The sequence below is a fragment of the Streptomyces luteoverticillatus genome, from assembly GCF_003970715.1.
Classification (GTDB): Bacteria; Actinomycetota; Actinomycetes; order Streptomycetales; family Streptomycetaceae; genus Streptomyces; species Streptomyces abikoensis.
In genome coordinates, this window is sequence record NZ_CP034587.1 from 2302600 (window position 1) to 2329427 (window position 26828).

General features: G+C 71.4%; 28 protein-coding genes. 14 read left to right on the forward strand and 14 right to left on the reverse strand.

Annotated elements, in window-relative coordinates; translation table 11 throughout:
• Nucleotides 1-80: 80 nt before the first annotated feature.
• On the reverse strand, nt 81-1220 hold the full coding sequence (gene dusB / locus EKH77_RS09820; RefSeq protein WP_126917986.1) for a tRNA dihydrouridine synthase DusB: 1140 nt from the start codon (nt 1218-1220) through the stop codon (nt 81-83).
• Nucleotides 1221-1274: 54 nt separating this feature from the next.
• Nucleotides 1275-2177, reverse strand: coding sequence for a helix-turn-helix transcriptional regulator (locus EKH77_RS09825; RefSeq protein ID WP_126914020.1), 903 nt, complete (start codon nt 2175-2177; stop codon nt 1275-1277).
• A gap of 101 nt (nt 2178-2278) precedes the next feature.
• Here EKH77_RS09825 and EKH77_RS09830 point away from each other — a divergent pair, with 101 nt between their 5' ends.
• From EKH77_RS09830 to EKH77_RS09840, 3 genes are all read left to right on the forward strand, one after another.
• A complete protein-coding gene (locus EKH77_RS09830; protein ID WP_430980983.1) occupies nt 2279-3736 on the forward strand; it encodes an MFS transporter in 1458 nt (485 codons plus the stop codon).
• 117 nt (nt 3737-3853) lie between these two features.
• A complete protein-coding gene (locus tag EKH77_RS09835; protein WP_126914022.1) occupies nt 3854-4858 on the forward strand; it encodes an aldo/keto reductase in 1005 nt (334 codons plus the stop codon).
• Nucleotides 4859-5031: 173 nt separating this feature from the next.
• Nucleotides 5032-5613 carry a TetR family transcriptional regulator gene (locus EKH77_RS09840; RefSeq protein WP_126914023.1) on the forward strand — a complete coding sequence of 194 codons (582 nt, stop codon included), beginning with the start codon at nt 5032-5034 and terminating at the stop codon, nt 5611-5613.
• Between the two features lie 27 nt (nt 5614-5640).
• On the opposite strand, the gene EKH77_RS09845 is transcribed toward EKH77_RS09840, so the two are convergent.
• Nucleotides 5641-6285 (reverse strand): response regulator transcription factor, encoded by a 645-nt coding sequence (locus EKH77_RS09845; protein WP_126914024.1) that lies wholly within the window; start codon nt 6283-6285, stop codon nt 5641-5643.
• Nucleotides 6273-7514: a sensor histidine kinase gene (locus EKH77_RS09850; protein WP_126914025.1), complete on the reverse strand. Its 1242-nt coding sequence runs from the start codon at nt 7512-7514 to the stop codon at nt 6273-6275. Before EKH77_RS09850 ends, EKH77_RS09845 begins: the two co-directional genes overlap by 13 nt.
• Before the next feature lie 213 nt (nt 7515-7727).
• Here EKH77_RS09850 and EKH77_RS09855 point away from each other — a divergent pair, with 213 nt between their 5' ends.
• Entirely contained in the window at nt 7728-8330 is a 603-nt protein-coding gene (locus tag EKH77_RS09855) for a Uma2 family endonuclease (RefSeq protein ID WP_126917987.1), read from the forward strand.
• Between the two features lie 64 nt (nt 8331-8394).
• Here EKH77_RS09855 and EKH77_RS09860 read toward each other — a convergent pair whose 3' ends face one another.
• Nucleotides 8395-9777, reverse strand: coding sequence for a glycine--tRNA ligase (locus EKH77_RS09860; protein ID WP_126914026.1), 1383 nt, complete (start codon nt 9775-9777; stop codon nt 8395-8397).
• A 175-nt stretch (nt 9778-9952) separates the two neighbouring features.
• Between EKH77_RS09860 and EKH77_RS09865 the strand changes: the two genes are divergently transcribed.
• The 4 genes from EKH77_RS09865 to EKH77_RS09880 all read left to right on the forward strand — a co-directional run bounded on the left by EKH77_RS09865 (nt 9953) and on the right by EKH77_RS09880 (nt 13190).
• The gene (locus tag EKH77_RS09865) at nt 9953-10993 is read left to right on the forward strand and encodes a metal ABC transporter substrate-binding protein (RefSeq protein WP_240667299.1); all 1041 of its coding nucleotides are present in this window, start codon (nt 9953-9955) and stop codon (nt 10991-10993) included.
• A gap of 29 nt (nt 10994-11022) precedes the next feature.
• Nucleotides 11023-11790, forward strand: coding sequence for a metal ABC transporter ATP-binding protein (locus tag EKH77_RS09870; RefSeq protein WP_126914028.1), 768 nt, complete (start codon nt 11023-11025; stop codon nt 11788-11790).
• On the forward strand, nt 11790-12680 hold the full coding sequence (locus EKH77_RS09875; RefSeq protein ID WP_126914029.1) for a metal ABC transporter permease: 891 nt from the start codon (nt 11790-11792) through the stop codon (nt 12678-12680). The genes EKH77_RS09870 and EKH77_RS09875 overlap by 1 nt, the downstream gene beginning before the upstream one ends.
• 93 nt (nt 12681-12773) lie before the next feature.
• On the forward strand, nt 12774-13190 hold the full coding sequence (locus tag EKH77_RS09880; protein ID WP_126914030.1) for a Fur family transcriptional regulator: 417 nt from the start codon (nt 12774-12776) through the stop codon (nt 13188-13190).
• Between the two features lie 61 nt (nt 13191-13251).
• On the opposite strand, the gene EKH77_RS09885 is transcribed toward EKH77_RS09880, so the two are convergent.
• From EKH77_RS09885 to recO, 4 genes are all read right to left on the reverse strand, one after another.
• Nucleotides 13252-13644, reverse strand: a complete 393-nt coding sequence (locus EKH77_RS09885; protein ID WP_126914031.1) for a hypothetical protein — start codon at nt 13642-13644, stop codon at nt 13252-13254.
• Between the two features lie 116 nt (nt 13645-13760).
• Nucleotides 13761-14294 (reverse strand): YcxB family protein, encoded by a 534-nt coding sequence (locus tag EKH77_RS09890; RefSeq protein WP_126914032.1) that lies wholly within the window; start codon nt 14292-14294, stop codon nt 13761-13763.
• Complete coding sequence (locus EKH77_RS09895; RefSeq protein WP_126914033.1) at nt 14287-15123, reverse strand: isoprenyl transferase; 837 nt, start codon at nt 15121-15123, stop codon at nt 14287-14289. Before EKH77_RS09895 ends, EKH77_RS09890 begins: the two co-directional genes overlap by 8 nt.
• A 31-nt stretch (nt 15124-15154) precedes the next feature.
• The gene (recO, locus tag EKH77_RS09900) at nt 15155-15901 is read right to left on the reverse strand and encodes a DNA repair protein RecO (RefSeq protein ID WP_126914034.1); all 747 of its coding nucleotides are present in this window, start codon (nt 15899-15901) and stop codon (nt 15155-15157) included.
• A 191-nt stretch (nt 15902-16092) separates the two neighbouring features.
• On the opposite strand from recO, the gene EKH77_RS09905 reads away from it, so the two are divergent.
• From EKH77_RS09905 to EKH77_RS09910, 3 genes are read left to right on the forward strand one after another with little or no spacing between them, the layout of a single operon-like run.
• Nucleotides 16093-17352, forward strand: coding sequence for an NAD-dependent epimerase/dehydratase family protein (locus EKH77_RS09905; protein ID WP_126914035.1), 1260 nt, complete (start codon nt 16093-16095; stop codon nt 17350-17352).
• Nucleotides 17324-17512, forward strand: coding sequence for a hypothetical protein (locus tag EKH77_RS32970; RefSeq protein WP_164737773.1), 189 nt, complete (start codon nt 17324-17326; stop codon nt 17510-17512). Before EKH77_RS09905 ends, EKH77_RS32970 begins: the two co-directional genes overlap by 29 nt.
• Nucleotides 17513-17535: 23 nt before the next feature.
• On the forward strand, nt 17536-18441 hold the full coding sequence (locus EKH77_RS09910) for a glycosyltransferase family 2 protein (RefSeq protein ID WP_164737774.1): 906 nt from the start codon (nt 17536-17538) through the stop codon (nt 18439-18441).
• A gap of 22 nt (nt 18442-18463) precedes the next feature.
• Here EKH77_RS09910 and EKH77_RS09915 read toward each other — a convergent pair whose 3' ends face one another.
• Together EKH77_RS09915 and leuA are read right to left on the reverse strand one after the other, a co-directional pair.
• Nucleotides 18464-19189 (reverse strand): TerB family tellurite resistance protein, encoded by a 726-nt coding sequence (locus tag EKH77_RS09915; RefSeq protein ID WP_126914037.1) that lies wholly within the window; start codon nt 19187-19189, stop codon nt 18464-18466.
• A 189-nt stretch (nt 19190-19378) separates the two neighbouring features.
• Entirely contained in the window at nt 19379-21151 is a 1773-nt protein-coding gene (gene leuA, locus EKH77_RS09920) for a 2-isopropylmalate synthase (protein WP_126914038.1), read from the reverse strand.
• Between the two features lie 312 nt (nt 21152-21463).
• Here leuA and EKH77_RS09930 point away from each other — a divergent pair, with 312 nt between their 5' ends.
• Both EKH77_RS09930 and EKH77_RS09935 read left to right on the forward strand, forming a co-directional pair.
• Nucleotides 21464-22522, forward strand: a complete 1059-nt coding sequence (locus EKH77_RS09930; protein WP_126914040.1) for a M4 family metallopeptidase — start codon at nt 21464-21466, stop codon at nt 22520-22522.
• A gap of 70 nt (nt 22523-22592) precedes the next feature.
• On the forward strand, nt 22593-22865 hold the full coding sequence (locus tag EKH77_RS09935; RefSeq protein WP_126914041.1) for a protealysin inhibitor emfourin: 273 nt from the start codon (nt 22593-22595) through the stop codon (nt 22863-22865).
• An 88-nt stretch (nt 22866-22953) separates the two neighbouring features.
• Here the strand turns inward: EKH77_RS09935 and era are convergent, their stop codons facing one another.
• The 3 genes from era to EKH77_RS09950 all read right to left on the reverse strand — a co-directional run bounded on the left by era (nt 22954) and on the right by EKH77_RS09950 (nt 25303).
• Nucleotides 22954-23895 carry a GTPase Era gene (era, locus tag EKH77_RS09940; RefSeq protein WP_126914042.1) on the reverse strand — a complete coding sequence of 314 codons (942 nt, stop codon included), beginning with the start codon at nt 23893-23895 and terminating at the stop codon, nt 22954-22956.
• 56 nt (nt 23896-23951) lie between these two features.
• Nucleotides 23952-24311 (reverse strand): cytidine deaminase, encoded by a 360-nt coding sequence (locus EKH77_RS09945; protein WP_126914043.1) that lies wholly within the window; start codon nt 24309-24311, stop codon nt 23952-23954.
• Nucleotides 24312-24376: 65 nt separating this feature from the next.
• On the reverse strand, nt 24377-25303 hold the full coding sequence (locus tag EKH77_RS09950) for a helix-turn-helix transcriptional regulator (RefSeq protein ID WP_126914044.1): 927 nt from the start codon (nt 25301-25303) through the stop codon (nt 24377-24379).
• A gap of 46 nt (nt 25304-25349) precedes the next feature.
• Between EKH77_RS09950 and EKH77_RS09955 the strand changes: the two genes are divergently transcribed.
• Nucleotides 25350-26786, forward strand: coding sequence for an MFS transporter (locus EKH77_RS09955; protein WP_164737775.1), 1437 nt, complete (start codon nt 25350-25352; stop codon nt 26784-26786).
• Nucleotides 26787-26828 lie beyond the last annotated feature (42 nt).

Below are 26828 nucleotides of genomic sequence, written 5' to 3' on the forward strand. Positions count from 1 at the left end.
GGTGCACCCCCGATTTGACCGCTCATCTGAGCGTGTCACCTATCAGAGGTGGCGAGAATCACGCCGTGTCCACCGACCCGTCAGCCGCCGGAAGTGTCCAGTTCCGCTTCCGTACCCACGGTTGCGCCATCGAACGGGTCATCGAGCCAGCCGTCCGGAAGCACCACTCGGTCGCGCCCGGAGGTCCGTCCGCGCGGCCCGTCCGCACCCACCGGCCAGGGCTGATCCAGGTCCGCCTCGCTCAAAAGAGCGCCCATTTCGTCCAGAGAAGAGGCGATTGCCAGCTTCTTCCGGAGCTCCGAGCCCACCGAGAAGCCCTTGGTGTACCAGGCGACGTGCTTGCGGAAGTCGATGACCCCGCGCCGCTCGTCCTCCAGCCACTCCCCCAGCAGCCCGGCGTGGCGCACCATCACCGCCGCCACGTCGCGGAGCGTGGGCCGCGCGTACGACGGCTCCCGGCCCTCCTCGGCCGCCTCGAAGGCCTCGACGAGGTCGCCGAAGAGCCAGGGCCGGCCCAGGCAGCCGCGGCCGACGACGACGCCGTCGCAGCCCGTCTCGCGCATCATCCGCACGGCGTCCTCGGCCGACCAGATGTCCCCGTTGCCCAGCACCGGGATCTCCGGCACGGCCTCCTTGAGGCGCGCGATGGCGTCCCAGTCGGCGGTGCCGCTGTAGTGCTGGGCGGCGGTGCGCCCGTGGAGGGCGATGGCGGTGACGCCCTCCTCGACGGCGATCCGGCCGGCGTCGAGGAAGGTGAGGTGGTCGTCGTCGATGCCCTTGCGCATCTTCATGGTCACCGGGAGAGCGCCGGCGTTGCCGACGGCCTCGCGGAGGATCGAGCGCAGCAGGTTCCGCTTGTACGGCAGGGCGGAGCCGCCGCCCTTGCGGGTGACCTTGGGGACGGGGCAGCCGAAGTTGAGGTCGATGTGGTCGGCCAGGTCCTCGTCCACGATCATGCGGACGGCCTTGCCGACGGTCACCGGGTCGACGCCGTAGAGCTGGATCGAGCGGGGCTTCTCGGTCCCGTCGAAGTGGATCAGCCGCATCGTCTTCGCGTCGCGCTCGACAAGCGCGCGCGTGGTGATCATCTCGCTGACGAAGAGCCCCTTGCCGCCAGAGAACTCACGGCACAGCGTGCGGAAAGGAGCGTTGGTGATCCCCGCCATCGGGGCCAGGACCACCGGCGGCTGCACGGAGTGCGGACCGATCTGGAGCGTCATGGAGGGAGCTTCCTCGAAGTGGTGCGGACGGTCGGGCTGACCGTCCATTGTCCCTCATTCGGCGCAGGTGCCCCGTTCCCCGTCGAGCGCGAGGGCGTGGAGCCGGTGGAGCGCCGCGCGGGTGTCCTCGTCGGCGGGGGTGAAGGTGATCAGCCGGGTGCCGGGGTTGGGCCCGGTCCACAGGCTGGTGTGGTTCAGTCGCAGCAGGCCCACCCGGCTGTGCTGGAGGATCGCCGCCTTGTGGTCGTCGACGGGCATGATCTCGTGCCGCGCCCAGAGCTCGCGGAAGTCCGCCGATGCCTCCAGCAGCCGCCTGAGCAGGCACTTCCAGGCCGGCTCGGCGATGTGCTCGGCCATGGCGGCGCGGAATTTGGCGGCCATGGCCCGTCTGGCCTCCTCCCCGTTGAGCGCGGTGGCGCGCCAGACGGGGTCGGTGAAGTGCAGCCACAGGCAGTTGCGGTTCTCCGGCGGCAGGGCGTCCAGGTCGCCCATGAGCCGGCCGTAGCTGCGGTTGTGGGCCAGGATGTCGTAGCGGGCGTTCTGCACGCACGCGGGCAGCGGTTCGAGCGCCTCCAGCATCTCGCGCAGCGCGGGGGTGATGCCTGCGCTGTCGGTGCCGGGCAGCGGGTCGACGGCGTTGGCCAGGGCGAACAGGTGGCCGCGCTCGCCCCGGTCGAGCAGCAGCGCCCGGGCGAGGGCGTCCAGCACCTGGCTGGAGACCTGGATGTCCCGGGCCTGCTCCAGCCACGTGTACCAGGTGACGCCCACGGCGGCGAGCTGGGCCACCTCCTCGCGGCGCAGGCCCGGCGTGCGGCGGCGCGGGCCGCGCGGCAGCCCCACCTGCTCGGGGGTGATGCGCTCCCTGCGGGAGCGGAGAAAGGCCGCCAGCTCCTGGCGGCGTACGTCGTCCGCCGTAGGAACGAGTACGGCGGAGCGCTCGAACGTCATCGTCGTCATTACCCCAGGGTGCGGGCCCGCGCAGGCAGTTTCCAGGTAGTGCCGATACCAGGATAAGGACACTCTGGTACCAGGCTCCGGGCACCGCCATCGTCGTATCCGTGAGTGAACCGCGCATAGCCCCCGTCTCCGTCCCGACGACTCCCGACTCCCCCTCCGCCCGTGTGCCGTCCTCCTCGCCCGCCCTGAGTCCGCTGGGCCTGACGACCGTCCTCCTGGGAGCGGCGCTGCCGTTCCTGGACTTCTTCATCGTCAACGTCGCCCTGCCGACGATCGACCACGACCTGGACGCCGGCCCGGCGCTGCTGGAGATGGTGGTCGGCGGCTACGGCGTCGCCTACGCGGTCCTGCTCGTGCTGGGCGGGCGGCTGGGCGACATGGCGGGCCGGCGCAGGCTCTTCCTGTGGGGCACGGCCGCCTTCGGCGTGACCTCCGTGGCGTGCGGCCTGGCCCCGGACGCCTGGACGCTGGTGGCGGCGCGGATCGCGCAGGGCGCGGCGGCGGCGCTGATGCTCCCGCAGGTGCTGGCGACCATCCAGGCCACGACGCGCGGCGAACAGCGCACGCGGGCGCTGAGCTGGTACAGCGGCACGGCCGGTGTGGTGAGCGCGGTCGGGCAGGTGCTCGGCGGCGTGCTGGTGTCGGTCGACGTGCTGGGCACCGGCTGGCGGTCGATCTTCCTGATCAACGCGCCGATCGCGGCGGTGGCGCTGTTCCTCGCGGTCCGTTCGGTGCCGGAGACGCGCTCGGAGAACCCGACGCGGGTGGACGGGCGGGGCACGGTCCTGCTGTCGCTGACGCTGGTGTCGCTGCTGATCCCGCTGACCGAGGGCCGCTCGACGGGCTGGCCGCTGTGGTCGTGGCTGCTGCTGGCGACGTTCCCGGTCGCGGCGGTGGCGTTCGTGCTCGTGGAGCGGCGCGAGGAGCGCGCGGGGCGGACCCCGCTGGTGCCGCCGTCGCTGCTGCGGGTGCCCTCGGTGCGTGACGGCCTGGCGGTGATCGTGCCCTTCTCCGTCGGCTGGGGCGGCTTCATGTTCGTCCTCGCGGTGGCGCTCCAGGAGGGGCTGCGGCTGGGCCCGCTGGCGGCCGGGGCGGCACTGGTGCCGATGTGCGCGACCTTCCTGATCGGCTCGCTGGCGGGCCCCCGGCTGGCCTCGCGGTTCGGGCGGCGGCTGGTGACCGCGGGGGCGGTCGTCCAGGGGCTGGGGCTGCTCACGGTGGGCGCGACGTTCTGGTTCGGCTGGGACGGCCTGGGCGCGCTGGGTCTGGCGCCGGGGCTGGCCGTGCAGGGGCTGGGCCAGGGCCTGCTGATGCCGATCACGATGCGGCTGGTGCTCAGCGAGGTGCCGGTGGCGCATGCGGGGGTGGGCGGCGGGGTGCTGGTCACCACGCAGCAGGCGTTCATGGCGCTGGGCGTGGCCACGCTCGGCTCGCTGTTCCTGTCGCTGGCGCCGGGTGTGGGGATGCGGGAGGGGCTGGCGATCACGCTGGGGGTGCAGCTGGTGCTGGTGGTGATCACGGCGGGACTGAGCCTGCGCTTGCCGCGCACGGTGGCGTAGGGACGAAGGTTTCGCGAGGGAAGTGACACATGGGCTGACAGATATTGAAATCTGTCAGTCCATGTGTCACTGTGGTTGGCGTACCCCGCTCCACCTCCCTCCCCCGAAGGAGTCCCCGTGCTGCACCGCACTCTCGGCACCACCGGTCCCCAGGTCTCCGCCCTCGGCCTCGGCTGCATGGGCATGTCCGCCCTCTACGGCGACGCCGACCGCGCCGAATCGATCGCCACCATCCACGCCGCCCTCGACGCGGGCGTCACCCTGCTGGACACGGGTGACTTCTACGGCATGGGCCACAACGAGATGCTCATCGGCGAGGCCCTGCGCTCGGCGCCCGCCGCGCACCGCGAGAAGGCGCTGACCAGCGTGAAGTTCGGCGCCCTGCGCGACCCGGACGGCGGCTGGTCCGGCTACGACGGCCGCCCCGCCGCCGTGAAGAACTTCGCCGCCTACTCGCTCCAGCGGCTGGGCGTCGACCACATCGACGTCTACCGGATCGCCCGTGTGGACCCGGACGTCCCGATCGAGGAGACCGTCGGCGCGATCGCCGAGCTCGTCGAAGCCGGCCACGTCCGCCACATCGGCCTGTCGGAGGCCGGGGCGGACACCATCCGCCGGGCCGCCTCCGTCGCCCCGATCGCCGACCTCCAGATCGAGTACTCGCTGCTCTCGCGCGGCATCGAGGAGCGCATCCTGCCCACCTGCCGTGAGCTGGGCATCGGCGTCACCGCGTACGGCGTGCTCTCACGCGGCCTGATCAGCGGCCACTTCGGCCGCGACCGGCAGCTCGCCGCGAACGACTTCCGCGGCATGAGCCCGCGCTTCCAGGGCGAGAACCTCCAGCGCAACCTCGACCTCGTCGACGCGCTCCGCAAGGTCGCCGAGGGCCGGGGCGCGACGGTCGCGCAGACCGCCATCGCCTGGGTCCTCTCGCGCGGCGAGGACATCGTCCCGCTGGTCGGCGCCCGCCGCCGCGACCGCCTCCAGGAGGCCCTGGGCGCGCTGGACCTCACCCTGAGCACGGACGACCTCGCCGCCATCGAAGAAGCCGTCCCCGCCGGCTCCGCCGCCGGCGCCCGCTACCCCGACTCCCAGATGACCCACCTGGACAGCGAGCACTGAGGGACCCGGTTGTGGGCAGGCGTTCCGCAGGGCTGGGGGCACCTCCCAGCGGTAGCTGGGGGAGGGTGGGCACAACCCGGCCACCGGCCCGCACCCGCCAACGCACGCCAGGTACGGTCGTCGTATGGGCGCCCACCCCGGCCCGCCCCAGCCGAAAGGACCACCGCCCTCCGATGTCCCCCGAACCGCTGACACAAGCCCGCATCCTCGAAGCCACCGAGGACGTGCTGCGCCGCTACGGCCCCGCCAAGGCCACCGTGGTCGACGTGGCCCGCGCGCTGGGGGTCAGCCATGGCAGCGTCTACCGCCACTTCGGCAGCAAGGCCGCCCTGCGGGAGGCGGTCACCGGCCGCTGGCTCGACCAGTCGCACGCCGAGCTGTCGGCGCTGGCCGACGCGGAGGGCCCGGCCGAGGGCCGGCTCCGCGACTGGCTGGCCGCCCTCTTCGCGGCCAAGCGCCGCAAGGCGGGCGGCGACCCGGAGCTGTTCGCCACGTACATGGTGCTCGTCGGCGAGAACAGCAGCACCGTGGAGCGCCACATCGCGACGATGATCGAGCAGCTGGCCCGGATCATCGAAGGCGGTGTCGAAGAGGGCGAGTTCAGGCCCGTAGAGCCCACGACGGCCGCCCGCGCGGTCTGGGACGCGAGCAACCGCTTCCACGACCCGGCGTACGCGGCGGAGTGGTCGCAGCCGGAGATCGAGACCGCCTTCGAGGCGGTCTGCGACCTGGTGGTACGCGGCCTCCACGCGTAGCCGCACCCACGCGGAAAGGGGGCGGGGTCACCCCACCCCGAGGAACCGCAGAACGGCGAGAACCCGCCGATGGTCGGCCTCGGCCTTCGGCAGGTCCAGCTTCGCCAGGATGCTGTTGATGTGCTTGGCCACGGCGCTCTCGCTGACGACGAGCCGCTCGGCGATGCCCGCGTTGGAGCGGCCCTCGGCCATGGCGGTCAGGACCTCCCGCTCGCGCGCCGTCAGCCGGTCCAGCGGGTCGCTGTGACGTCGCGTCAGCAGCTGGGAGACCACCTGGGGGTCGAGCGCGGTGCCGCCCGCGGCCACGCGCCGCAGGGCGTCGATGAACTCCTCGACGTCGGCGACCCGTTGCTTGAGGAGGTAGCCGAACCCCGCGGTGTCGCCGATCAGCAGCTCGGTGGCGTAGCGCTCCTCCACGTACTGGGAGAGGAGCAGCACCGCCGTGTCGGGCCACCGTTCGCGCATCACAAGAGCGGCTCGTACGCCCTCATCCGTGTAGCCGGGCGGCATCCGCACGTCGAGGACGACCAGGTCAGGACGGTGCAGTTCCACGGCGGCCAGCGCCGACTCCCCGTCGCCGGCTTCCGCGACCACTTCGAATCCGGCCGTTTCCAGGACCTTCACCAGGCCCACTCGGAGCAGGACGGAATCCTCGGCGATCACAGCGCGCACGGCAGCTCCACGGTCACAACGGTCGGGCCCCCGACGGGGCTGCTGAACGAGAACGTGCCGTCGACCGACGCGACGCGCTTGGCCAGCCCGGCCAGTCCCGTGCCGCCCGAGGGGTCGGCACCGCCCACGCCGTCGTCGGAGACGACGACCAGCAGTATGCCCCCGAAGCGTTCGACGGTGACATCCGCCCTCGACGCCTGGGCGTGCTTGACCACGTTGGCGAGCGCCTCGGACACGACGAAGTAGGCGACGGCCTCGACCGCCGGGGCGGGCCGGGAGGCGAGGTCGACCTTCACCCGCACGGGCAGCGGCGCCCGTTCGGCGAGCCCGGAGAGCGCGGCGTCCAGTCCCCGGTCCTCCAGGACGGCGGGGTGCAGCCCGCGCACGAGGTCCTGGAGCTCGGCGATGGCCTCCTTGGCCTCGCGGTGGGCGTCGTCGATGACCTTGCGGGCGTCGTCGGGCAGATCGGGCATCGTCACCTTGGCCAGGCCCAGGTTGACGGCGAGGGACACCAGCCGCTGCTGGGCGCCGTCGTGGAGGTCCCGCTCGATGCGGCGGCGCTCGGCGTCGGCGGCGTCCACGACACCGGCGCGGGCCTCGGTGACCTCCTCCACCCGGCGCTCCAGCTGCTCGGCCCGGCTGGGCCCGAGACGCTTGAGCGCCGCCCGGGTGTCGAGCCGGGCGAGCGCGCCGGACAGCCAGGCGGACCCGTAGAGCCCGGCGAGCCCGGCGGCGGTGAGGTAGGCGCCCTGCACGACGTAGCCCACCTCGGCCACCCGGTACTCCGGCGGAACGGCCCACACCCACACATAGACGGTGGCGGCGACGAGGGAGGTCGCCCACAGGAGCAGGACGCACACCCCGCCCGCCGCGATCAGCGGCCCGAACACCAGGTGGTACCGCACCTGTCGCCAGGCCGACTCCGACCGCAGCCACCGCTTCACGCCCCCGGCCGCCGCTGGCGCGGGAATCTCCACCCCGAGCCGCGCCCGGAACCGCTTCCGCTGGGCGCCGGTCAGCAGCGGCGATGCCGCCCCGACCACGGCGATCATCCCCGCCAGCGCCAGCAGACAACTCGACGCCCGCGTCGGCCCCCCGTCCAGCCACGGCACGGCGAGCGCGAACAGCGCCCCGCACTGGATCAGCGCCCCGACAGCATGAAAGGCGACGGAGCGAGCCGCACCCTCGAAGGGGCGGAGAAGCTGCTGGAACGGTCGGGGAATTCGCATGCGTCAAACGGTAAACGCGCAGGTCAAACCGGTCGATGGCGGTGCTGCCCGAACCGGTGGTGAAGCCAGTGCCACCCCCGGCGCCCCTGGCGCGGTATGCGCGGGGGTGGCGATGAGAGGGCGGATCGCCCGGAGGCGGGGTGATTGTCAGTGGGGGTCACTACGGTGTGTGGTGATCTGCTTACTCACCCAAGGAGGAGCATCATGGCAGTCATGGTCGAGACACCACCGCCCCAGGCGATAAGCCGCCCCCAGGAACCCGTGGGGGGGTTCGAGGAGCTGTGCCAGGTTCTTGAGCAAGTCGATGCACGTCTCCCGGACGGATATCGCACGGAGATCGTCGGGGGGAATGTCGTCGTGTCACCGTGGTCGGAGTGCGCCTACGACTACATCATCGAGAGCGCCATCGAGCAGCTCAGCCCGCATGCGCCTGACGGTCACCGCGTGCGGGGCTATCCCCGGCTCTTCAAGTTCCCTTCCCAGGACCAGTCCTACGGTCCCGACTTCTACGCGCTGGAATGGACAGCCCTGAAAACCAAGGGCATCTACGCCCCCAGCGACGCGTTGTCCCTGGTGGGCGAGGTGACCTCCCGTTCCACGGCCAGCACCGACCGTGAGGACAAGGTGGAGGTCTACGGCAAGGCCGGAGTACCTGTCTACGTGCTCGTGGACGTGCTGGCAGAGTCGATCACCGCGTACTCCGACCCGTCGCCGGACAGCGGTTACCGGGCCCACCACCAGGTGAAGCTGGGCGACAAGGTCCACATCCCGGCGCCGTTCGACTGCGAGCTCGACACCTCCGACTGGGCCGCCTGACAAGGCGAAGGCCCCGGCCCCCGCCAGCGCGGGGAACCGGGGCCTCGGCCGGAGAATCCGGGTGTCAGCAGCCGATGAGGCGGCTGGCGAGGTAGCCCTCGATCTGGTCGAGAGAGACCCGCTCCTGCTTCATCGTGTCGCGCTCGCGCACCGTCACCGCGTTGTCCTCGAGCGTGTCGAAGTCGACCGTGACGCAGAACGGCGTACCGATCTCGTCCTGGCGACGGTAGCGGCGGCCGATGGCGCCGGCGTCGTCGAACTCGATGTTCCAGTTCTTGCGGAGGTCCGCCGCGAGGCCCTTGGCCTTGGGGGACAGCTCCGGGTTGCGGGAGAGCGGGAGGACCGCGACCTTCACCGGGGACAGGCGCGGGTCGAGGCGCAGCACCGTGCGCTTCTCCAGCTTGCCCTTGGCGTTGGGGGCCTCGTCCTCGACGTAGGCGTCGAGGAGGAAGGCGAGCATCGTGCGGCCGACACCGGCGGCGGGCTCGATGACGTAGGGGGTCCAGCGCTCGCCGGCCTCCTGGTCGAAGAACGACAGGTCCTGGCCGGATGCCTTGGCGTGGGCGCCGAGGTCGTAGTCGGTGCGGTTGGCGACGCCCTCGAGCTCACCCCACTCGCTGCCGCCGAACTGGAAGCGGTACTCGATGTCAGCGGTGCGCTTGGAGTAGTGGGAGAGCTTCTCCTTCGGGTGCTCGTACCACCGCATGTTCTCCTCGCGCAGGCCGAGACCGGTGTACCAGTTCCAGCGCTGCTGCATCCAGTACTCCTGCCACTGCTCGTCCTCGCCCGGCTTGACGAAGAACTCCATCTCCATCTGCTCGAACTCGCGCGTGCGGAAGATGAAGTTGCCCGGCGTGATCTCGTTGCGGAAGGACTTGCCCATCTGGGCGATGCCGAACGGGGGCTTCTTCCGGGAGGTCTGCTGGACCTGGGCGAAGTTGGTGAAGATGCCCTGGGCGGTCTCGGGGCGCAGGTAGGCGACCGAGCCGGAGTCCTGGGTGGGGCCGAGGTGGGTGGAGAGCAGGCCGGAGAACTGCTTGGGCTCGGTGAACTGGCCCTTGTTACCGCAGTTCGGGCAGTTGATGTCGGCCAGGCCGTTCTCGGGCAGCTTGCCGTGCTTCGCCTCGTAGGCCTCCTCCAGGTGGTCGGCGCGGTAGCGCTTGTGGCAGGAGGTGCACTCGGTCAGCGGGTCGCTGAAGGTCGCGACGTGGCCGGAGGCGACCCAGACCTCGGAGGCCAGGATCACCGACGAGTCGATACCGACGACGTCCTCGCGCGAGGTGACCATGTAGCGCCACCACTGGCGCTTGATGTTCTCCTTGAGCTCCACGCCGAGCGGACCGTAGTCCCAGGCGGCGCGCTGGCCGCCGTAGATCTCACTGCACGGATAGACAAAGCCACGGCGCTTGCTCAGGCTGACGATGGTGTCGATCTTGTCGGCGGCCACGGTGCTCTCTTCATTGCGACGACGAACAGCGAATGATTCAGGTTACCGGCGCTCCACCCCCTCTCATCAAATCGGCTCTGGCCTTGGCTTGACCCAATCAGCCACAACCGGACGAGCCGGGCTGCCGACGCCCTGCTGTTGACAATCGTTTCCACTTTTGTTGAAAATGAGTGTCATGAACGTACGTCCGACCCGCCCCGTTCGCTCCCGCCGCCGAATAACCGGCGCCGCCGTGGCCATCGCCGCGACGCTCGGCCTGGTCTCCCTCTCCGCCTGCTCGGCCATGAGCTCCGACGGCCGGACCGCGGATGGAAAGCTGCAGGTCATAGCGTCGTTCTACCCCCTGGAATTCCTGGCGAAGGAGATCGGCGGCGACCATGTGAAGGTCACCGGCCTGACCAAGCCCGGTGTCGAACCGCACGATCTCGAGCTCACCCCCAAGCAGACCGGCTCGCTGGCCGACGCGGGCGCGATCGTCTACCTCAAGGGCCTCCAGCCCGCCGTCGACGAGGCGATCAAGCAGTCCGGAAACAAGCACATCGCCGACGCGGCCTCCCTGACCTCGCTGGAGAAGCACGGCAACGAGGTCGACGGCCACCACCACACCACCGGCGACAACCACTCCGGCTCGTCCGGTGACGAGGACTCGTCCGGTGACGAGCACGGTCACGAGGGCCACGCCCACGAGGACGGCAGCGCCGACCCCCACATCTGGCTGGACCCGGTGAAGTACGCCGAGGTCGCCAAGGGCGTCGCCACCACGCTCGGCAAGGCGGATCCGGACCACAAGGCGGACTATGAGAAGAACGCCACCGCGCTCGGGACGAAGCTGGACGCGCTGAACAAGAAGTTCGCCGAGGGCCTGAAGAACCGGGCCTCGGACACCTTCATCACCACCCACGCCGCCTTCGGCTACCTCGCCGAGCGCTACGGCCTGACCGAGGAGGCGATCAGCGGCGTCGACCCCGAGTCCGAGCCCAGCGCCGCCCGGATGAAAGACCTCCACAAGCTCGCCGAGGACCACCACGTCAGCACGGTCTTCTTCGAGACGCTCGCCAACCCCGCCACGGCGAAGACCCTGGCGAAGGACCTGAAGCTGAAGACGGACGTGCTCGACCCGCTCGAGGGCATCACGGACGACTCCAGGGGCCACGACTACTTCGAGGTCATGGAGTCCAACCTCGCCGCGCTGCGGAAGGCGCTGGGGACCAAGTGAGCACAGTGAATCGTGAGGAGGCGGCAGCCATGGAGCGGCCTGTCATATCCCTGCGCGGGGCCACGGCCTCGCTGGGCTCGCGCCCCGTCCTGCGCGGCGTCGACCTGACCGTGGGCCGCGGCGAGGTCGTCGCCCTGCTCGGCGCCAACGGCTCCGGCAAGTCCACGGCCGTCCGGGCCATCGTGGGCCAGGTGCCGCTGACCGGCGGCGAGCTGGAGCTCTTCGGCACCCCGCGCCGCCGCTTCCGCGACTGGGCCCGTGTCGGCTACGTCCCCCAGCGCACCACCGCCGCCGGCGGGGTCCCCGCGACTGTGCGCGAGGTCGTCTCCGCCGGCCGGCTGGCCCGTACGAAGCTCGGGCCGACCCGCAGGGCCGACCGCGAGGCCGTGGTCAAGGCGCTGGAGCTGGTCGGCATGGCCGACCGGATCAAGGACTCCGTGAACGCCCTCTCCGGCGGCCAGCACCAGCGGGTGCTGATCGCCCGCGCGCTGGCCGGCGAACCCGAGCTGCTGATCATGGACGAGCCGATGGCCGGGGTGGACCTCGCCAGCCAGGAGGTGCTGGCGAACGCCCTGCGCGAGGAGGTCGGCCGCGGTGCCACGGTCCTGCTCGTCCTCCACGAGCTGGGCCCGCTGGAGCCGCTCATCGACCGCGCGGTGGTGCTCCGCGACGGCTGCGTCGTCCACGACGGCCCGCCCCCCAAGGCCGTGGGCCAGCACGCCCTCCCCGGCCACGACCATGTGCACCCGCACGCCGACCCGTCCGCGGAACCGATCAGAACGGGGCTGCTGAGCTGATGGACATTCTCGAACTCGCCTTCATGCAGCGGGCGCTGCTCGCCGCACTGCTGGTGGGCGTCACCGCGCCCGCCATCGGCGTCTACCTCGTCCAGCGCCGCCAGGCGCTGATGGGCGACGGCATCGGCCATGTCGCCCTCACCGGGGTGGGCCTGGGCTTCCTGCTCAACACCAGCCCGGTGTGGGTCGCGACGATCGTCTGCGTCGTCGGCGCCGTGATCATGGAGCTGATCCGCTCCTACGGCAAGGCACGCGGCGACATCGCCCTCGCCCTGCTCTTCTACGGCGGCATGGCGGGCGGCGTGATGCTGATGAGCCTCGCCCCCGGCGGCTCCAACGCCAACCTGACCACCTACCTCTTCGGCTCGATCACCACCGTCTCGCAGCAGGACATCGTGGCGATCTGCGTCCTGGCCGCGTTCGTGATCGTCACGACGGTCGGGCTGCGCCGGCAGCTGTTCGCGATCTGCCAGGACGAGGAGTTCGCACGCGTCACCGGCCTGCCGGTGCGCGTGCTGAACCTGCTGATCGCGATCACCGCCGCGCTGACCGTCACCGTCGCGATGCGCGTCGTCGGCCTGCTGCTGGTCAGCGCGCTGATGGTGATCCCCGTGGCCGCCTCCCAGCAGCTCGCCCGCAGCTTCGCGACGACCTTCGCCATGGCCGTGGCCATCGGCGTCCTGGTCACCCTTTCGGGCACGGTCACCTCGTACTACGTGGACGTCCCCTCGGGCGCGACGATCGTCCTCATGGCCATCGGCGTCTTCCTCGCGCTCACCGCGCTCGCCACCCCCCTGGCGAGGAAACGCGCGGACCGGGCGGTCGCCGAGGAGCGCTGCACCCTGGACGAGCCCACCCCGGGGCCGGCCACCGACGACGTCCGGGTCTGATCCCCGGGCCTGGCACAATTGTCGTGGCAACACCCCCGGTGGGAGTGTTGCCACGAGTGTCATGAGTGTTCAGGCGAGCTTGAGGAGGCAACTGTGGCGACCGCCGGTCCCCCGGTACGCGGCCGAGCCACCAAGCAGCGGGCCGCCGTCGCGGCAGCGCTCGACGAGGTGGACGAGTTCCGCAGCGCGCAGGAGCTCCACGACATGCTCAGGCACCGCGGCGCCTCCGTCGGCCTGACCACGGTGTACCGCACCCTCCAGTCCCTCGCCGACGCCGGCGAGGTCGACGTCCTGCGCACCAGCGAGGGCGAGGCCGTCTACCGCCGCTGCTCCAGCGGACACCACCACCACCTCGTCTGCCGTGCCTGCGGCAAGGCGGTCGAGGTCGAGGGCCCGGCCGTCGAGAAGTGGGCCGACTCCATCGCCGAGGAACACGGCTTCGTGGACGTCGCCCACACCATAGAGATCTTCGGCACCTGCGGCGACTGCGCGGCGGCGGCCAAGGGCTGAGCTGACTCTTCCGCGTCGGGCGCCTCCGGAACGTTCCGGAGGCGCCCGACGCGTACGCGCGTCATTCCCCGGACCACCGCGGTACGAGACGGACCGGCATGACGGCCAGGGCGAAGACGGCCTGGACCACGAGCTGGCTCCACAGAAGGACCGGCGTGTTCGCGAAGAAGAACCACCAGGTCGGGAGCACGAGCAGGAATAACGCCAAGAACCGGATCTCTGCCTGATCCAGCCTGGTGCGGATGATCCCGATGAGGAGTGCGATGAGGATCGAGGGGATTCCGACGAGGATCAGCGTGCCCGGTGCGAGGCACGACAGAATCAAGTCCCGGAACGGACGCCTCCATAAGGCTGGCTCACCCAGTGCTCCTGGAACCAGCGCCTGGACGGCCGTCCAAACAACCGCGTTGGTGAGCACGTAGCCGAAGACGCAGCGCGCAATACGCTTCATCACAGTCCGCACAGGAACGCGAGACGGTCCACTCATCTCTGACATCCCATGACACTACGTCGCTGCCCCGGGCATCGAGGATGCCCGGGGCAATGGCGCCGCCTATGCGGGGCGCCGCCCTACGCCCGCGGCACCCGCGAGTCCAGCATGGCGCGCAGCATGTCGATGTCGCCCGGCGCGGTGAGGGCGCGCTTGGGGAGGATGATCAGGCAGCCGCTCCGCTTGTCGGCGCTCATCAGCACGAAGACGTCGTCCCGCTCGACGTAGCGCCCGAAGAGCGTCCAGGCCATGCGCTGGGACGAATGGGCGGACGCGCTGGACAGCCCGTCCGCCTCCACCGTCGTACGCGTGGGGCCCTGGAGCCGCGCCGTCTTGTGGAGGGCCCGGGCCTGGATCGTGGGCAGGAACAGCACCAGCGTCACCATGACCGTCATGACCGTCAGGGCGATCCAGTCCTTGCCCGCCACCGCGCCCGGGCCGTGCGGCGCTATGAAGCCGACCGCCATGAGCACGGTGCAGACCGGCAGCAGGATCCTCTGCCACCGCGCGCTGCGGACGGCCCGGTTGCGGCCGTGCAGCCCGGACCGGATGTCGGTGGCCGTCAGCTCGTACTCGAACGTCAGCGAACCGGCGGCCGTCACCGTGTCACTCACCGGTCGACGACTCCTTGAGGAGCTGCTGCTCGTTCGGGATCGCGCCGCCGAAGCGGCGGTCGCGCTGGGCGTACTCCAGGCAGGCGCGCCACAGGTCGCGGCGGTCGAAGTCGGGCCACAGGACGTCCTGGAAGACCAGCTCGGCGTAGGCGCTCTGCCAGAGCAGGTAGTTGGAGGTGCGCTGCTCGCCGGAGGGGCGCAGGAAGAGGTCGACGTCCGGCATGTCCGGGTAGTAGAGGTACTTGGCCAGCGTCTTCTCGTTGACCTTCGACGGGTCGAGGCGGCCCGCCTTCACGTCCTCCGCCAGCGCCTGCGCCGCGTCGGCGATCTCGGCGCGACCGCCGTAGTTCATGCAGAAGTACAGCGTGAGCTTGTCGTTCTTCTTGGTCTGCTCCTGCGCGATCTGGAGCTCCTTGGCCACCGAGCGCCAGAGCCGGGGCATGCGGCCCACCCAGCGCACGCGGATGCCGAGTTCGTCGAGCTGGTCGCGGGTCTTGCGGATGAAGTCGCGGTTGAAGTTCATCAGGAAGCGGACCTCGTCCGGGGAGCGCTTCCAGTTCTCGGTCGAGAAGGCGTAGAGGGAGATGCTGCCCACGCCCATCTCGATCGCGCCCTGGAGCACGTCGAGGACGCGCTCGGCGCCGACCTTGTGGCCCTCGGTGCGCGGCAGGCCGCGCTCCTTGGCCCAGCGGCCGTTGCCGTCCATGACGATCGCCACGTGCTCGGGGACGAGCTCGCCGGGGATCTTCGGGGGGCGGGCGCCCGAAGGGTGCGGGTCGGGGGTGCGGTACTCGCGTCGGGGCCGGCCCAGAATCCCGCGTACAACCATGGGTGCCACTTCTCCTTGATCCCTGTTTCGCTTAGTTCTCGACATACCTGAGCGAGCGAAGCCCCCGCTCCAGATGCCATTGCAGATAGGCCGCCACGAGCCCGCTGCCCTCCCGGACGTGGCGCGCCTCGCAGGCGTCCGCCGTCGCCCAGTCACCCGTGAGCAGCGCGCCCAGGAGCTCGATCGACTCCGAGGAGGGTACGACGCATCCGGGCACCCGGCACTCCCCGCACACCACACCGCCGGCGGCCGCGGAGAAGAACCGGTTCGGCCCGGGCATGCCGCACTTCGCGCAGGCGCCGAAGCTGGGCGCGTAGCCGTTGACGGCGAGGGAGCGCAGCAGGAACGCGTCGAGCACCAGGTGGGGGGCGTGGGCCCCGGAGGCGAGGGTGCGCAGCGCGCCGACGAGCAGCAGGTACTGCTGCACGGCGGGCTCGCCCTCGTGGTCGGTGAAGCGCTCGGCGGTCTCCAGCATGGCGGTGCCGGCGGTGTAGCGGGCGTAGTCGGTGACGATCGCGCCACCGTACGGAGCGATGGTCTCGCTCTGGGTGCACAGGGGCAGCCCGCGTCCCACGAGCTCGCCGCCGCGCGCGAAGAACTGGACGTCGACGTGGGAGAACGGCTCCAGCCGCGCCCCGAACTTCGATTTGGTGCGCCGCACCCCCCGGGCCACGGCCCGCACCCGGCCGTGGCCTCGGGTGAGGAGGGTGATGATGCGATCCGCTTCCCCCAGCTTCTGGGTACGAAGGACGATGCCGTCGTCGCGGAACAGACTCATGGAGCCATTCTCCCGTACGGGCGATGTGCCGGGTGCCATCGCCTCCGGAGCCCCAGGGGCATCCACCCCCGATCCGCAATACACACGATGTGGTGAAATCCCTCCCGTCTGCGACCGATATGTGCTCTCTTTGCAGGAGAAGCCACGACATCGTGGCCCGTCTCCGGGGAGAGACGAGGGGGTGCCGGCGCGTGCGTGTGTTCATCGCGGGGATCGACGGATATCTCGGCTGGCCGCTCGCCCAGCACCTGGCCGCCCGGGGGCACACCGTCGCCGGTGCCGACGCGCTGCTGCGCCGGGCCTGGGTCGGTGAGCGGGGCTCGGTCAGCGCCGTGCCGATCGCCCCGGTGTACGAGCGGCTCGCCGCGTTCCGTGAGCTGAGCGGCGAGCCCCTGCCGTTCTCGCCCCTGGACCTGCGGGACCACCCCGCGCTGGGCCGGGCCCTGGCGGCCTTCGGCCCCGATGCCGTGGTGCACCTCGCGGAGTGTCCCTCCGCCCCGTACTCGATGATCGATTTCCGGCACGCCGACTTCGTCCAGAGCAACAACGTCTCCGGCACCCTCAGCCTGCTGTTCGCGATGCGCGAGCACTGCCCCGGCGCCCATCTGGTCAAGCTCGGCACCATGGGCGAGTACGGCACGCCCGACCTGGACATTCCCGAGGGCTTCTTCGACGTCGAGTTCCGCGGCCGGCGCGACCGGCTGCCGTTCCCCCGGCAGGCGGGCTCCTGGTACCACTGGAGCAAGGTCTTCGACTCGCAGAACGTCGGCTTCGCCTGCCGGCTGTGGGGGCTCGCGGCGACGGATGTGATGCAGGGGGTCGTCTACGGGAGCTGGTGCCCGCCCGCCGACCCCCGGCTCAACAGCCGCCTGGACTTCGACGAGGCGTTCGGCACCGCGGTCAATCGTTTCTGCTGTCAGGCGGTCATCGGCCGGCCCATCACCCCGTACGGCAACGGCACCCAGAGCCGCGGCCTGCTGTCGCTGGCCGACTGCCTCCAGTGCCTCACCCTCGTCCTGGAGCACCCGCCGGCCCCGGGCGAGTACCGCGTCGTCAACCAGCTCCGCGACGTGCTGTCCGTCGGCCGGCTCGCCGAGCTGGTCCGGGACGCCGCGCGGGCGCTGGGGATCGACGCCCGGATCGCCGCCGTCGACAATCCGCGCGACGAGGCGGAGGCGCACCGCTACAACCCCGACAGCGAGAAGCTGCGGGAGCTCGGCTTCAAACCATCGGCGCCCATCGGCGCGGAGCTGCGGCAGATGATCGGCGATCTGCTGCCGCACGCCGACCGCGTACGCGCCCACGCCGACCGGCTCCCGCCCACCGTCCGCTGGCGGCGGCCCGTCATCCCGAACCCAGCAAAGGATCCGACAGAGGAAGGGACCCGATATGAGCCGGAAACTGCGGCAGATCATGACGGCGGTGGCGGAGGACCCCACCGCCCTGCGTGAGCTGTGCGACGACACCCCCGCCCTCGCCGAGCGCTTCGGCCTGTCCCCCGAGGAGCACAACCGGCTGGCGCGGGCCGGCCAGCTGGTGCCCCAGGCACCGGACGCCTACATGACAATCACCCTCCACACGATCACCATCACCGCGGGCCGCGGCCTGTGATAGCCGCCCCGCCCGGGATCAGCGTGGTCCTGCCCGCGCGGGACGAGGGCGACAGGGTCGGGGCGACCATCGCCTCGGCCCTGGACGCCGCCACCGGGCCGGACGGCGTCGAGTTCGTCGTCGTCGACGACTGCTCGGCGCCTGAACGGCGGCCGGGCGTCGGCGACGCCGCCGCCCGGCGCCGTACGACGGTCATCCGCTCCGGCCGGCACCTCGGCGTGGGCGCCGCCCGCAATCTCGCCGCCCGGCACGCCCGGGGCCGGATCCTGTTCGTGACGGACGCCCACACCCGCTTCTCCGACGGCTGGGACCGCGCGGCCACCCGGCTGCTCGCCCCGGGGCGGATCCTGTCCGTCACCATCGCCGACAGCGCCTCGGCCTGGCGCGGCCACGGCTGCCGCCTCGTCGTCCCGTACATGGGCACGCGCTGGAACACGGCCCCGCCCGGCCCGGCACCCCATGTGCACGTGGCCTCCTCGGCCGGCACGGTCGTCGAACGCGCGCTCTTCGACCGGCTCGGCGGCTACGACGAGGGGATGGTGCACTACGGCGGCTTCGAGCCCGAGTTCAGCGTGCGCGCGTGGCGGGCCGGCGCCGAGATCGCGCACACCACCGACATCGAGATCACCCACCGGTTCAAGCCCAGGGAGGAGGTGGACTCCTTCGTCGGCGCGGCGCGCACGGCGATGGTCCACAACTGTCTGCGCTTCGGCACGGCCCATCTGCCGGAGTCGATGATCCTGGAGATGGTGCGGCTGCACGCCCTGGAGTTCCCGGAGCACATCCGCGCGGCGCTGGCCCTGCTGGAGGAGCGCGGCGCGTGGCGCCGCCGCGAGGAGCTGGCGGCGACGCTCCCGCACGACTTCGCGTGGTTCGTACGCCGCTTCGGCCTGCTCGATCAGATCGGCAGGCCGGTCCCCGAGAAGTAGACCTTCAGGACGGAGTAGACCCTCAGGACGGTGTGCGCGCCGCCGCGAGGAGCCGGTCGGTGTCCTCGGGACAGATCAGCAGCGCCCGCCCCACCGTCGCCAGCACCTCCCGCTCGGCGGGCCGGTACGGGCCGTCGGCCAGGGCGATCCGGGCGCCCTGGAGCAGGATCTGCTCACGGCCCGCCGGCGCCAGGTGCGGGGCCAGCGGCTCCAGGGCCTCGTGGAGCTCGATGGCCAGGGCCGTGCCGCAGGGGTCGAAGCCGTCACGGCTCGCGTCGCCCGGCGGCGTCGCGTACCGCCCCGGCAGCCGTCCGGTGTCCGCGGCGAGCGCCTCGATCAGAGTGACGAGCTGTTCCTCGCTGCAGTCGGCGAAGCCGGCCGCCCGGACCGCGCCGACCGCCGCGCGGCGGACCGTACGGGCCTCGGTGCCGCCCGCGGCCAGCACCGCGAGGGCCACCGTGTGCACGGCGTCGCGCAGCATCGCGGAGAAGCGGGTCGTGGTCGGGTGGTCGAGGACGTCCATGGCGTAGCGGCCGCGGCAGGCCGTGCACTCCACGATGGGCCCGACCGGGCCGCGCGGCAGCAGCGGCACCCCGAACGCGACAAGGCGGCGCCGGCCCGTGCGACGGTGGTAATTGCGGTCTCCACCGCAACCGGGGCAGAAGAACTCGCCGTCTCCGACGGTGCGCCATACGGTGCGTACGCCCACCACACACCGGTCCGGGCTGTGTCGGCCTTGCGCGTGCATCACGGCGCACCTCCATAACGCCACGGCCTGGTCGCCGCGTTGACGTGATGTTAGCCACATCGTTGATGCCGCGTCAGTACCCCTGCGGCCGAGTTGGGGCGGGTACTGGCCCAAGGCGCCGGCGAGCCCACCGGATGCGGTGTTTTCACCGGCGCCAGGTTGACGCAGAGCGACAGGGGTTACGGACCGTCAGTGGCGGTATGCGCGGTTCACCGCCGAGACGACGGCCTTGATCGAGGCCCGGGTGGTGTTGCCGTCGATGCCGATGCCCCACAGCACCTTTCCGTCGATCACGCACTCGATGTACGAGGCGGCCTGGGCGCTCGCGCCCTCGCTCATCGTGTGCTCGGTGTAGTCGAGCAGCCGGGCGTCGACCCCGATGCTGGCCAGCGCGTCGAAGAAGGCCGAGATCGGACCGTTGCCCGTGCCCGTGAGGACGGTCTCCGCGCCGTCCACGACCGCCTCGACGGTCAGCGCGTCGGTGCCGTCGCTGGTGGTGGAGGTCTGGGTGGAGCGCAGCGCGATCCGGCCCCAGGCGTTGCCGTCCACCGGCAGGTACTCGTCCTGGAAGACGGCCCAGATCTCCTGCGGGGTGACCTCGCCGCCCTCGGCGTCGGTCTTCAGCTGGATGATCTTCGAGAACTCGATCTGCATCCGGCGCGGCAGGTCCAGCTTGTGGTCGTGCTTGAGGACGTAGGCGATGCCGCCCTTGCCGGACTGGGAGTTGACGCGGATGACCGCCTCGTACGAACGGCCGACGTCCTTCGGGTCGATGGGCAGGTAGGGCACCGCCCACTCGATGTCGTCCACGGTCTTCCCGGCGGCGGCCGCGTCGGCCTCCATCGCCTCGAAGCCCTTCTTGATGGCGTCCTGGTGGGAGCCGGAGAAGGAGGTGTAGACGAGGTCGCCCGCGTAGGGGTGGCGCGGGTGGACCTCCATCTGGTTGCAGTACTCGGCGGTCCGGCGGACCTCGTCGATCTGCGAGAAGTCGATCTGCGGGTCGACGCCCTGGGAGAAGAGGTTCATGCCCAGGGTGACCAGGTCGACGTTGCCGGTGCGCTCGCCCTGGCCGAACAGGCAGCCCTCGATCCGGTCCGCCCCGGCCATGATCGCCAGTTCGGCGGCGGCGACGGCGGTGCCCCGGTCGTTGTGGGGGTGGACGGACAGGCAGATGTGCTCGCGGCGGGACAGGTGCCGGGACATCCACTCGAAGCGGTCGGCGTGGGTGGAGGGGGTGGAGCGCTCCACGGTCGCCGGCAGGTTCAGGATGATCTCGCGGCCCGCCTCGGGCTGCCAGACGTCCATGACCCCCTCGCAGACCTCCAGCGCGAAGTCCAGCTCGGTGTCGGTGAAGATCTCCGGGCTGTACTGGTAGCCGAAGACGGTGCTGTCGCCCAGGATCTTGTCGGCGTACTCCATCACCAGCCGGGTGCCGTCGACGGCGATCTGCTTGACCTGCTCGCGCGAGCCCCGGAAGACCACGCGGCGGAAGACGGGCGCGGTGGCGTTGTAGAGGTGGACGGTGGCGCGGTGGGCGCCGCGCAGGGACTCCACCGTCCGCTCGATCAGCTCTTCGCGGGCCTGGGTGAGGACGGAGATCGTCACGTCCTCGGGGATGGCGTCCTCCTCGATGATCGAGCGGACGAACTCGAAGTCCGTGGCGCCGGAGGCGGGGAAGCCGACCTCGATCTCCTTGTAGCCCATGCGGACCAGCAGATCGAACATCTCGCGCTTGCGGGCGGGCGACATGGGGTCGATCAGCGCCTGGTTGCCGTCGCGCAGATCGGTCGACAGCCAGCGGGGCGCCTTGGTGATCCGCCGGTCCGGCCAGGTGCGGCCGGGGATCTCCACGGCCTCGTACGGGCGGTACTTGTGGACCGGCATCCCGGACGGCCGCTGGGTGACGGTGGCGGCGGTGACGGGCGTGGGGCGGCCGACGGATACGGAAGGCTGCTGGGGCATGGTGCGGAAGGCTCCTCGGTATGTCCTTGCGGGACGGCCGACGGGGCTGCGGGCTGCTGCTGATCGGTGGGTGCGCAGCACCGGACTCCGCGGGGAGGGGGTCGGCCTTCGCTACAGACCCTCGCCGCGGCAGCTAAGAAGAAGCAGCACGTCACGCATGGTGCTCAGCAGGTTAGCCGAGTCGCGCGGGGCGGGGCAGGGGCGTTTCAGCATGCGGGACGCGCGACCCCGGCCACGGAATCCGGCCACTCGTTTGTGTTAATCCATGCACCGGGCACTGACAAGGCGGGGACCCGGTGCCAGATTCGGCCCATGACTACCCAGAAGCACGGGATCTTCTGCGGCATCGTCCCGCCGCACGTACTCGACCGCCTGGCCCAGTCCGAGGACCCCCGGCACCACGAGCCCGCGCGCCGCACCCTCGAGCACGACGGCAGCCTGCGCACCCGACGCCGGATCACCGCCGCGCGGACGACCGTGGGCTCCCCGGCGGGCGCTCTTTCCGACAAGCCGCAGCGGACGATCTTCGACGCCGGGCACGTGGAGACCCTGCCGGGCACGAAGGTGCACTCCGAGGCCGACAAGCCCAGCAAGGACGCCACGGTCAACCGGGCGCACGCGGGCCTCGGCGCCACGTTCGACCTCTATCTGAAGGTCTACGGCCGGCACTCCATCGACGGCGCAGGCCTGCCGCTGAACGCCACCGTCCACTACGGCCAGAGCTACGACAACGCCTTCTGGGACGGCGAGCAGATGGTCTTCGGCGACGGGGACGGCGATCTCTTCCTGGACTTCACCCTTCCCGTGGACGTCATCGGCCACGAGCTGACCCACGGGGTGACCCAGCACACCGCCAACCTGGAGTACTACGGCCAGTCCGGCGCGCTCAACGAGTCCATCTCGGACGTTTTCGGCTCCCTGATCAAGCAGTACGCCCTCGGGCAGACCACCGACCAGGCCGACTGGCTGATCGGCGCGGGGCTCCTCGGCCCGGACGTCACCGGTCAGGCCCTGCGCTCGATGAAGGCGCCCGGCACCGCCTACGACGACGACAAGCTCGGCAAGGACCCGCAGCCCGCCACCATGGACCAGTTCGTGCGCACCAACCGTGACAACGGCGGTGTGCACATCAACTCCGGCATCCCCAACCACGCCTTCTACCTGCTGGCCACCGCCCTCGGCGGGCACGCCTGGGAGCGCGCGGGGAACATCTGGTACGCCACGCTGACGGGCGGGCAGCTGTCCTCCGACGCCGACTTCGCGGCCTTCGCCCGGCTGACGGCGGCCACGGCGAAGACCCTTTACGGCGAGGGGGACGCCGTCCAGGCCGTGCTCAAGGCGTGGAGCCAGGTGGGCGTCCCCGCGTCGTAGGGCCGGTCGGCCCCCGATACGGGCCGCGCGGATCAGGAATGTCCGCGAGCCGTGGGGTAGGGATGACGGTATGCGTATCGTCATCTGCCGTACCGGCGGTTTCGCCGGCATCGAGCGTCGGGCCGAGCTGGACACCTGCGGCCGGTCCGACGCCACGCACCTGGAGGCCCTGGCCCACCGCGCGCTGGCGCCGGGCCGGGACGCCCCCGGCCACGGCCGGGGCGTCCCGGACGGCTTCCACTACGAGATCAACGTGGACGGCCGCTCGGTCCACCTCGCGGACCCCCACCTCTCCGAGGACCAGCGCGAACTGATCCAGACGGTGCTCAAGGAGGGGGCGTAGCGGTCCGGCATCTGCGGGCCGGTGGGGGCTGATCGCGCAGTTCCCCGCGCCCCTTACGGGGCGCGGCACCGCAGCGCTCGGAAAGCGCTTAGAAGCCCAGCTTCCGGAGCTGCTTGGGGTCCCGCTGCCAGTCCTTGGCGACCTTCACATGGAGGTCCAGGAAGACCGGCGTGCCCAGCAGCGCCTCGATGTGCTTGCGGGACTTCATGCCGACCTCCTTCAGGCGGGCGCCCTTGGGGCCGATGATGATGCCCTTCTGGCTGGGTCGCTCGATGTAGACGTTGGCGTGGATGTCCAGCAGCGGCCTGTCCTTGGGCCGGTCCTCGCGCGGCAGCATCTCCTCGACCACGACGGCGATGGAGTGCGGCAGCTCGTCGCGGACGCCCTCCAGGGCGGCCTCGCGGATCAGCTCGGCGACCATGATCTGCTCGGGCTCGTCGGTGAGGTCGCCCTCGGGGTAGAGCGGCGGGCTCTCCGGCAGCATCGGCGCGATCAGGTCGGCCAGCAGGGAGACCTGCTTGTCGCCGACGGCCGAGACCGGGACGATCTGCGCCCACTGGATGCCCAGCTCCTCGCCCAGTTGCTGGATGGCGATCAGCTGCTCGGCGAGCTGCTTGGAGTCGACCAGGTCCGTCTTGGTGACGATCGCGATCTTCGGGGTCTTCTTGATCGCCGCGAGTTCCTTGGCGATGAACTTGTCACCCGGGCCGAGCTTCTGGTCGGCGGGCAGGCAGAAGCCGATCACGTCGACCTCGGCCCAGGTGGTCCGGACGACGTCGTTGAGCCGCTCGCCCAGCAGGGTGCGCGGCTTGTGGAGACCGGGCGTGTCCACCAGGACGAGCTGGGCGTCCGGGCGGTGCACGATGCCGCGCACGGTGTGCCGGGTGGTCTGCGGACGGTTGGAGGTGATCGCGACCTTCGTCCCCACCAGTGCGTTGGTCAGGGTCGACTTGCCCGCGTTGGGGCGGCCGACGAAGCACGCGAAGCCCGCGCGGTGGGAGGCCGGGGACGGGGAGGAAGCTCTATCCATGCCCCATATTCTCCCCGATCCCCCGGCGGGCTCGAACCAGCGGCCGGGCGCGGCGCTCAGCCGGCCGTGACCACCGGCCCCGGCGTCCCGTCCGGGCCCGCCAGCAGCACGGGCGTCGCGGGCCCGCCCAGGTCGCGGACGGCGGCGCGGTCCTCGTCGGTGACGGCCTCCGCCTCGGAGACCACAGCCGCGGCCTCCAGGGACGTCGCCCCGCTGGCCACGGCCATGGCCACGGCCGTCCGGAGCGCGCTCAGCCGCAGCGAGTCCAGGGCGACCGTCCCGGCGACGTACGTCCGGCCGGTCTCGTCACGGACGGCCGCGCCCTCGGGCACGGCGTTGCGGGCGCGGGTGGCGCGGGCGAGCGTGATCAGCTTGCGGTCTTCGGGGTCCAGGGCAGCATCCAGGGCATCCGTCATGCCTGGAGCATAGGGGCGGCCCCGGACGCTCCCCCGGGCGGCCTCGGCCGGCCGCCGGCCACGCCTCAGCCGGCCACCGAGTACATCGCGCCGCGCCGGCCCTCGGGCGAGGTCAGCCACGCCACCCTCTCGGCCGTGCCGGTGCCGGCGACGGGGTTGTGCAGCACGATCGTCAGATCCGGGCGGGCCGGGACGCGCAACTGGGCGCTCTCGAAGAGGAGGTCGCCCACGAGCGGGTGGTGGAGGGCCTTGCGCACCAGGCCCGCCGGGCTCACGTCACCGCGCGCCCACAGCTCCGTGAACTCCGGGCTCGCGGCGGAGACCTCGGCCAGCACCTCCTCGAAGCCCTCGTCGCCGGGCCGGTCCGAGCAGGCGGCGCGGTAGGAGGCGACGACGCGCGGGGCGTTCTCCGCCCAGTTCCCGGCGCGCGAGCGGTAGACGGGGTCGGTGAAGAAGTCGATGAGGCAGTTCTGCCGGTTCTCCGGGCGGAATCCGAGGATGACCCGGGCGGACTCGTTGTAGGCGACGAGGTTCCAGTACGGGTCCATGATGTGCGCCGGGGAGGGCAGCCAGCCGTCGATCAGCCGGCGCAGCCCGTCGCACAGGTACTCCGCGTCGTACTCGGCCTCGGGCAGCGGCGGGTTCAGCCCCGCGAGGACGTACAGGTGCCGCCGCTCGGCCCCGCCCAGCCGCAGCACGCGCGCGACCGCGTCGAGGACCTGCGGCGAGACGGTGATGTCCCGGCCCTGCTCCAGCCACTGGTACCAGGAGGCGCCCACCCCGGCGAGGACGGCGACCTCCTCGCGGCGCAGCCCCGGCGTCCGCCGGCGGCCCCCGCCGTCGGGCAGCCCCGCCTCGGCCGGTGACACCCTGGCCCGACGGCTCATCAAGAACTCGCGCAGCTCCTGACGGCGGCGCGGCTTCTCCTGCGGCTTCTCCTGCGTGGCGACGGTCAAGCTCTCCCCCTTGCCTGGTGGTGCGGCCACCACCATAAGCGCGCACTCCCCAGGCTTGTTCCTCCCGGCGGAGGCTGATCGCATGGCGATCGACTCCCCTCCCCTGACGACCCCCGTCGCGGCGACCCCGCGCATGACCACCCGCGACAAGCTGATCCTGATGGTGCTGTGCGCGGCGCAGTTCATCGTCGCCCTCGACTTCTCCATCCTGAACGTGGCGCTGCCCGTCCTCGGCGACGACCTGGGCATGGGCCAGGCCGACCTCCAGTGGGCGGTCACGGCGTTCGCCCTGCCGTCGGGCGGCTTCCTGCTCTTCTTCGGCCGGATCGCCGACCTCTACGGGCGCCGGAAGCTGTTCCTGGCCGGGCTCGTCCTCTTCACCGTCTCCTCCGCCCTGGCCACCGTCGCCTGGGACCCGACGACCTTCCTGACCGGGCGGGCCCTCCAGGGGCTGGGCGCGGCCGTGATCGTGCCGACCGGGATGTCCCTGCTGACCACGACCTTCACCGAGGGCCCGCGGCGTGAGCGGGCGCTGGGCATCAGCGGCACCCTGATGTCCCTGGGCTTCACCATCGGCATGGTGCTCGGCGGTGTGATGACCGACTCGCTGGGCTGGCGCTCCACGATGGGGCTGCTGGCGGTGGCGGGCGTCGGCGTGCTCCTCGCCGCGCCGGGCCTGCTGACCGAGTCCAAGCGCGCGGACCGTCCCCGGCTGGACCTCCCGGGCGCGGTGACGGTGACGGGCGGCCTGCTCGCGCTGATCTACGCCCTGTCGACCGCCGCCCAGCGGGGCTTCGGCGGCGCGGACGTCATCGCGACGCTGGTCGCCGGCGCGGCCCTGCTGGTGGCGTTCGTGGTGGTCGAGTCGCGGGCGGCCGAGCCGCTGGTGTCCCTGCCGATGCTGCGGCGGCGGACGGTGGCCTGGGGGAACCTGGCCGGGCTGACCACGTTCGCGATGATGTCCTCGGTGATCTTCCTGCTCACCCTGTACCTCCAGGAGGTCCTGGAGCTGTCGGCCGTCCTCACCGGCCTGATCTTCGGTGTGACGGGCCTGGCGGCCGCGCTCGGCGGGGTGACCGCGCCCCGGATCATCGCCCGCTTCGGTGCGCGCACCACGCTGGTGACCGGTCTGCTGGTGCAGGCCGTCTGCACGGCGGCCCTGCTGGGCCTGGGCGCCGGCCAGGCCGGCGCGTGGCTCGCCCTGGCGGGCACCTCGCTCGGCTGCGTCGGCCACCTGTGGGCGATCGTCGCCTACGGCGTGACGGCGACGTCGGGGCTGCCGGACGGGGAGCAGGGCCTGGCCACGGGCCTGGTGACCAGCTCGCAGCAGGTGGGCCTGACGATCGGCATCCCGCTGCTGAGCGCGGTGGCGTCGGCGCGGGTGAGTGTGCTGCGGGACGCGGGCCACTCGTTCGCGTCGGCGACGCTCGGGGGCGTCCGGGTGGGTGTCGGCGTCGACGCGGCGGTAGTGGCGGTGGTGGCCGCCGCGACGTGGTTCGGCTTGCGCCGAGCGCGCTGAGGGCAGGTTCGGCACCGCCGGATACCCCGGCGGGGGTGGCGC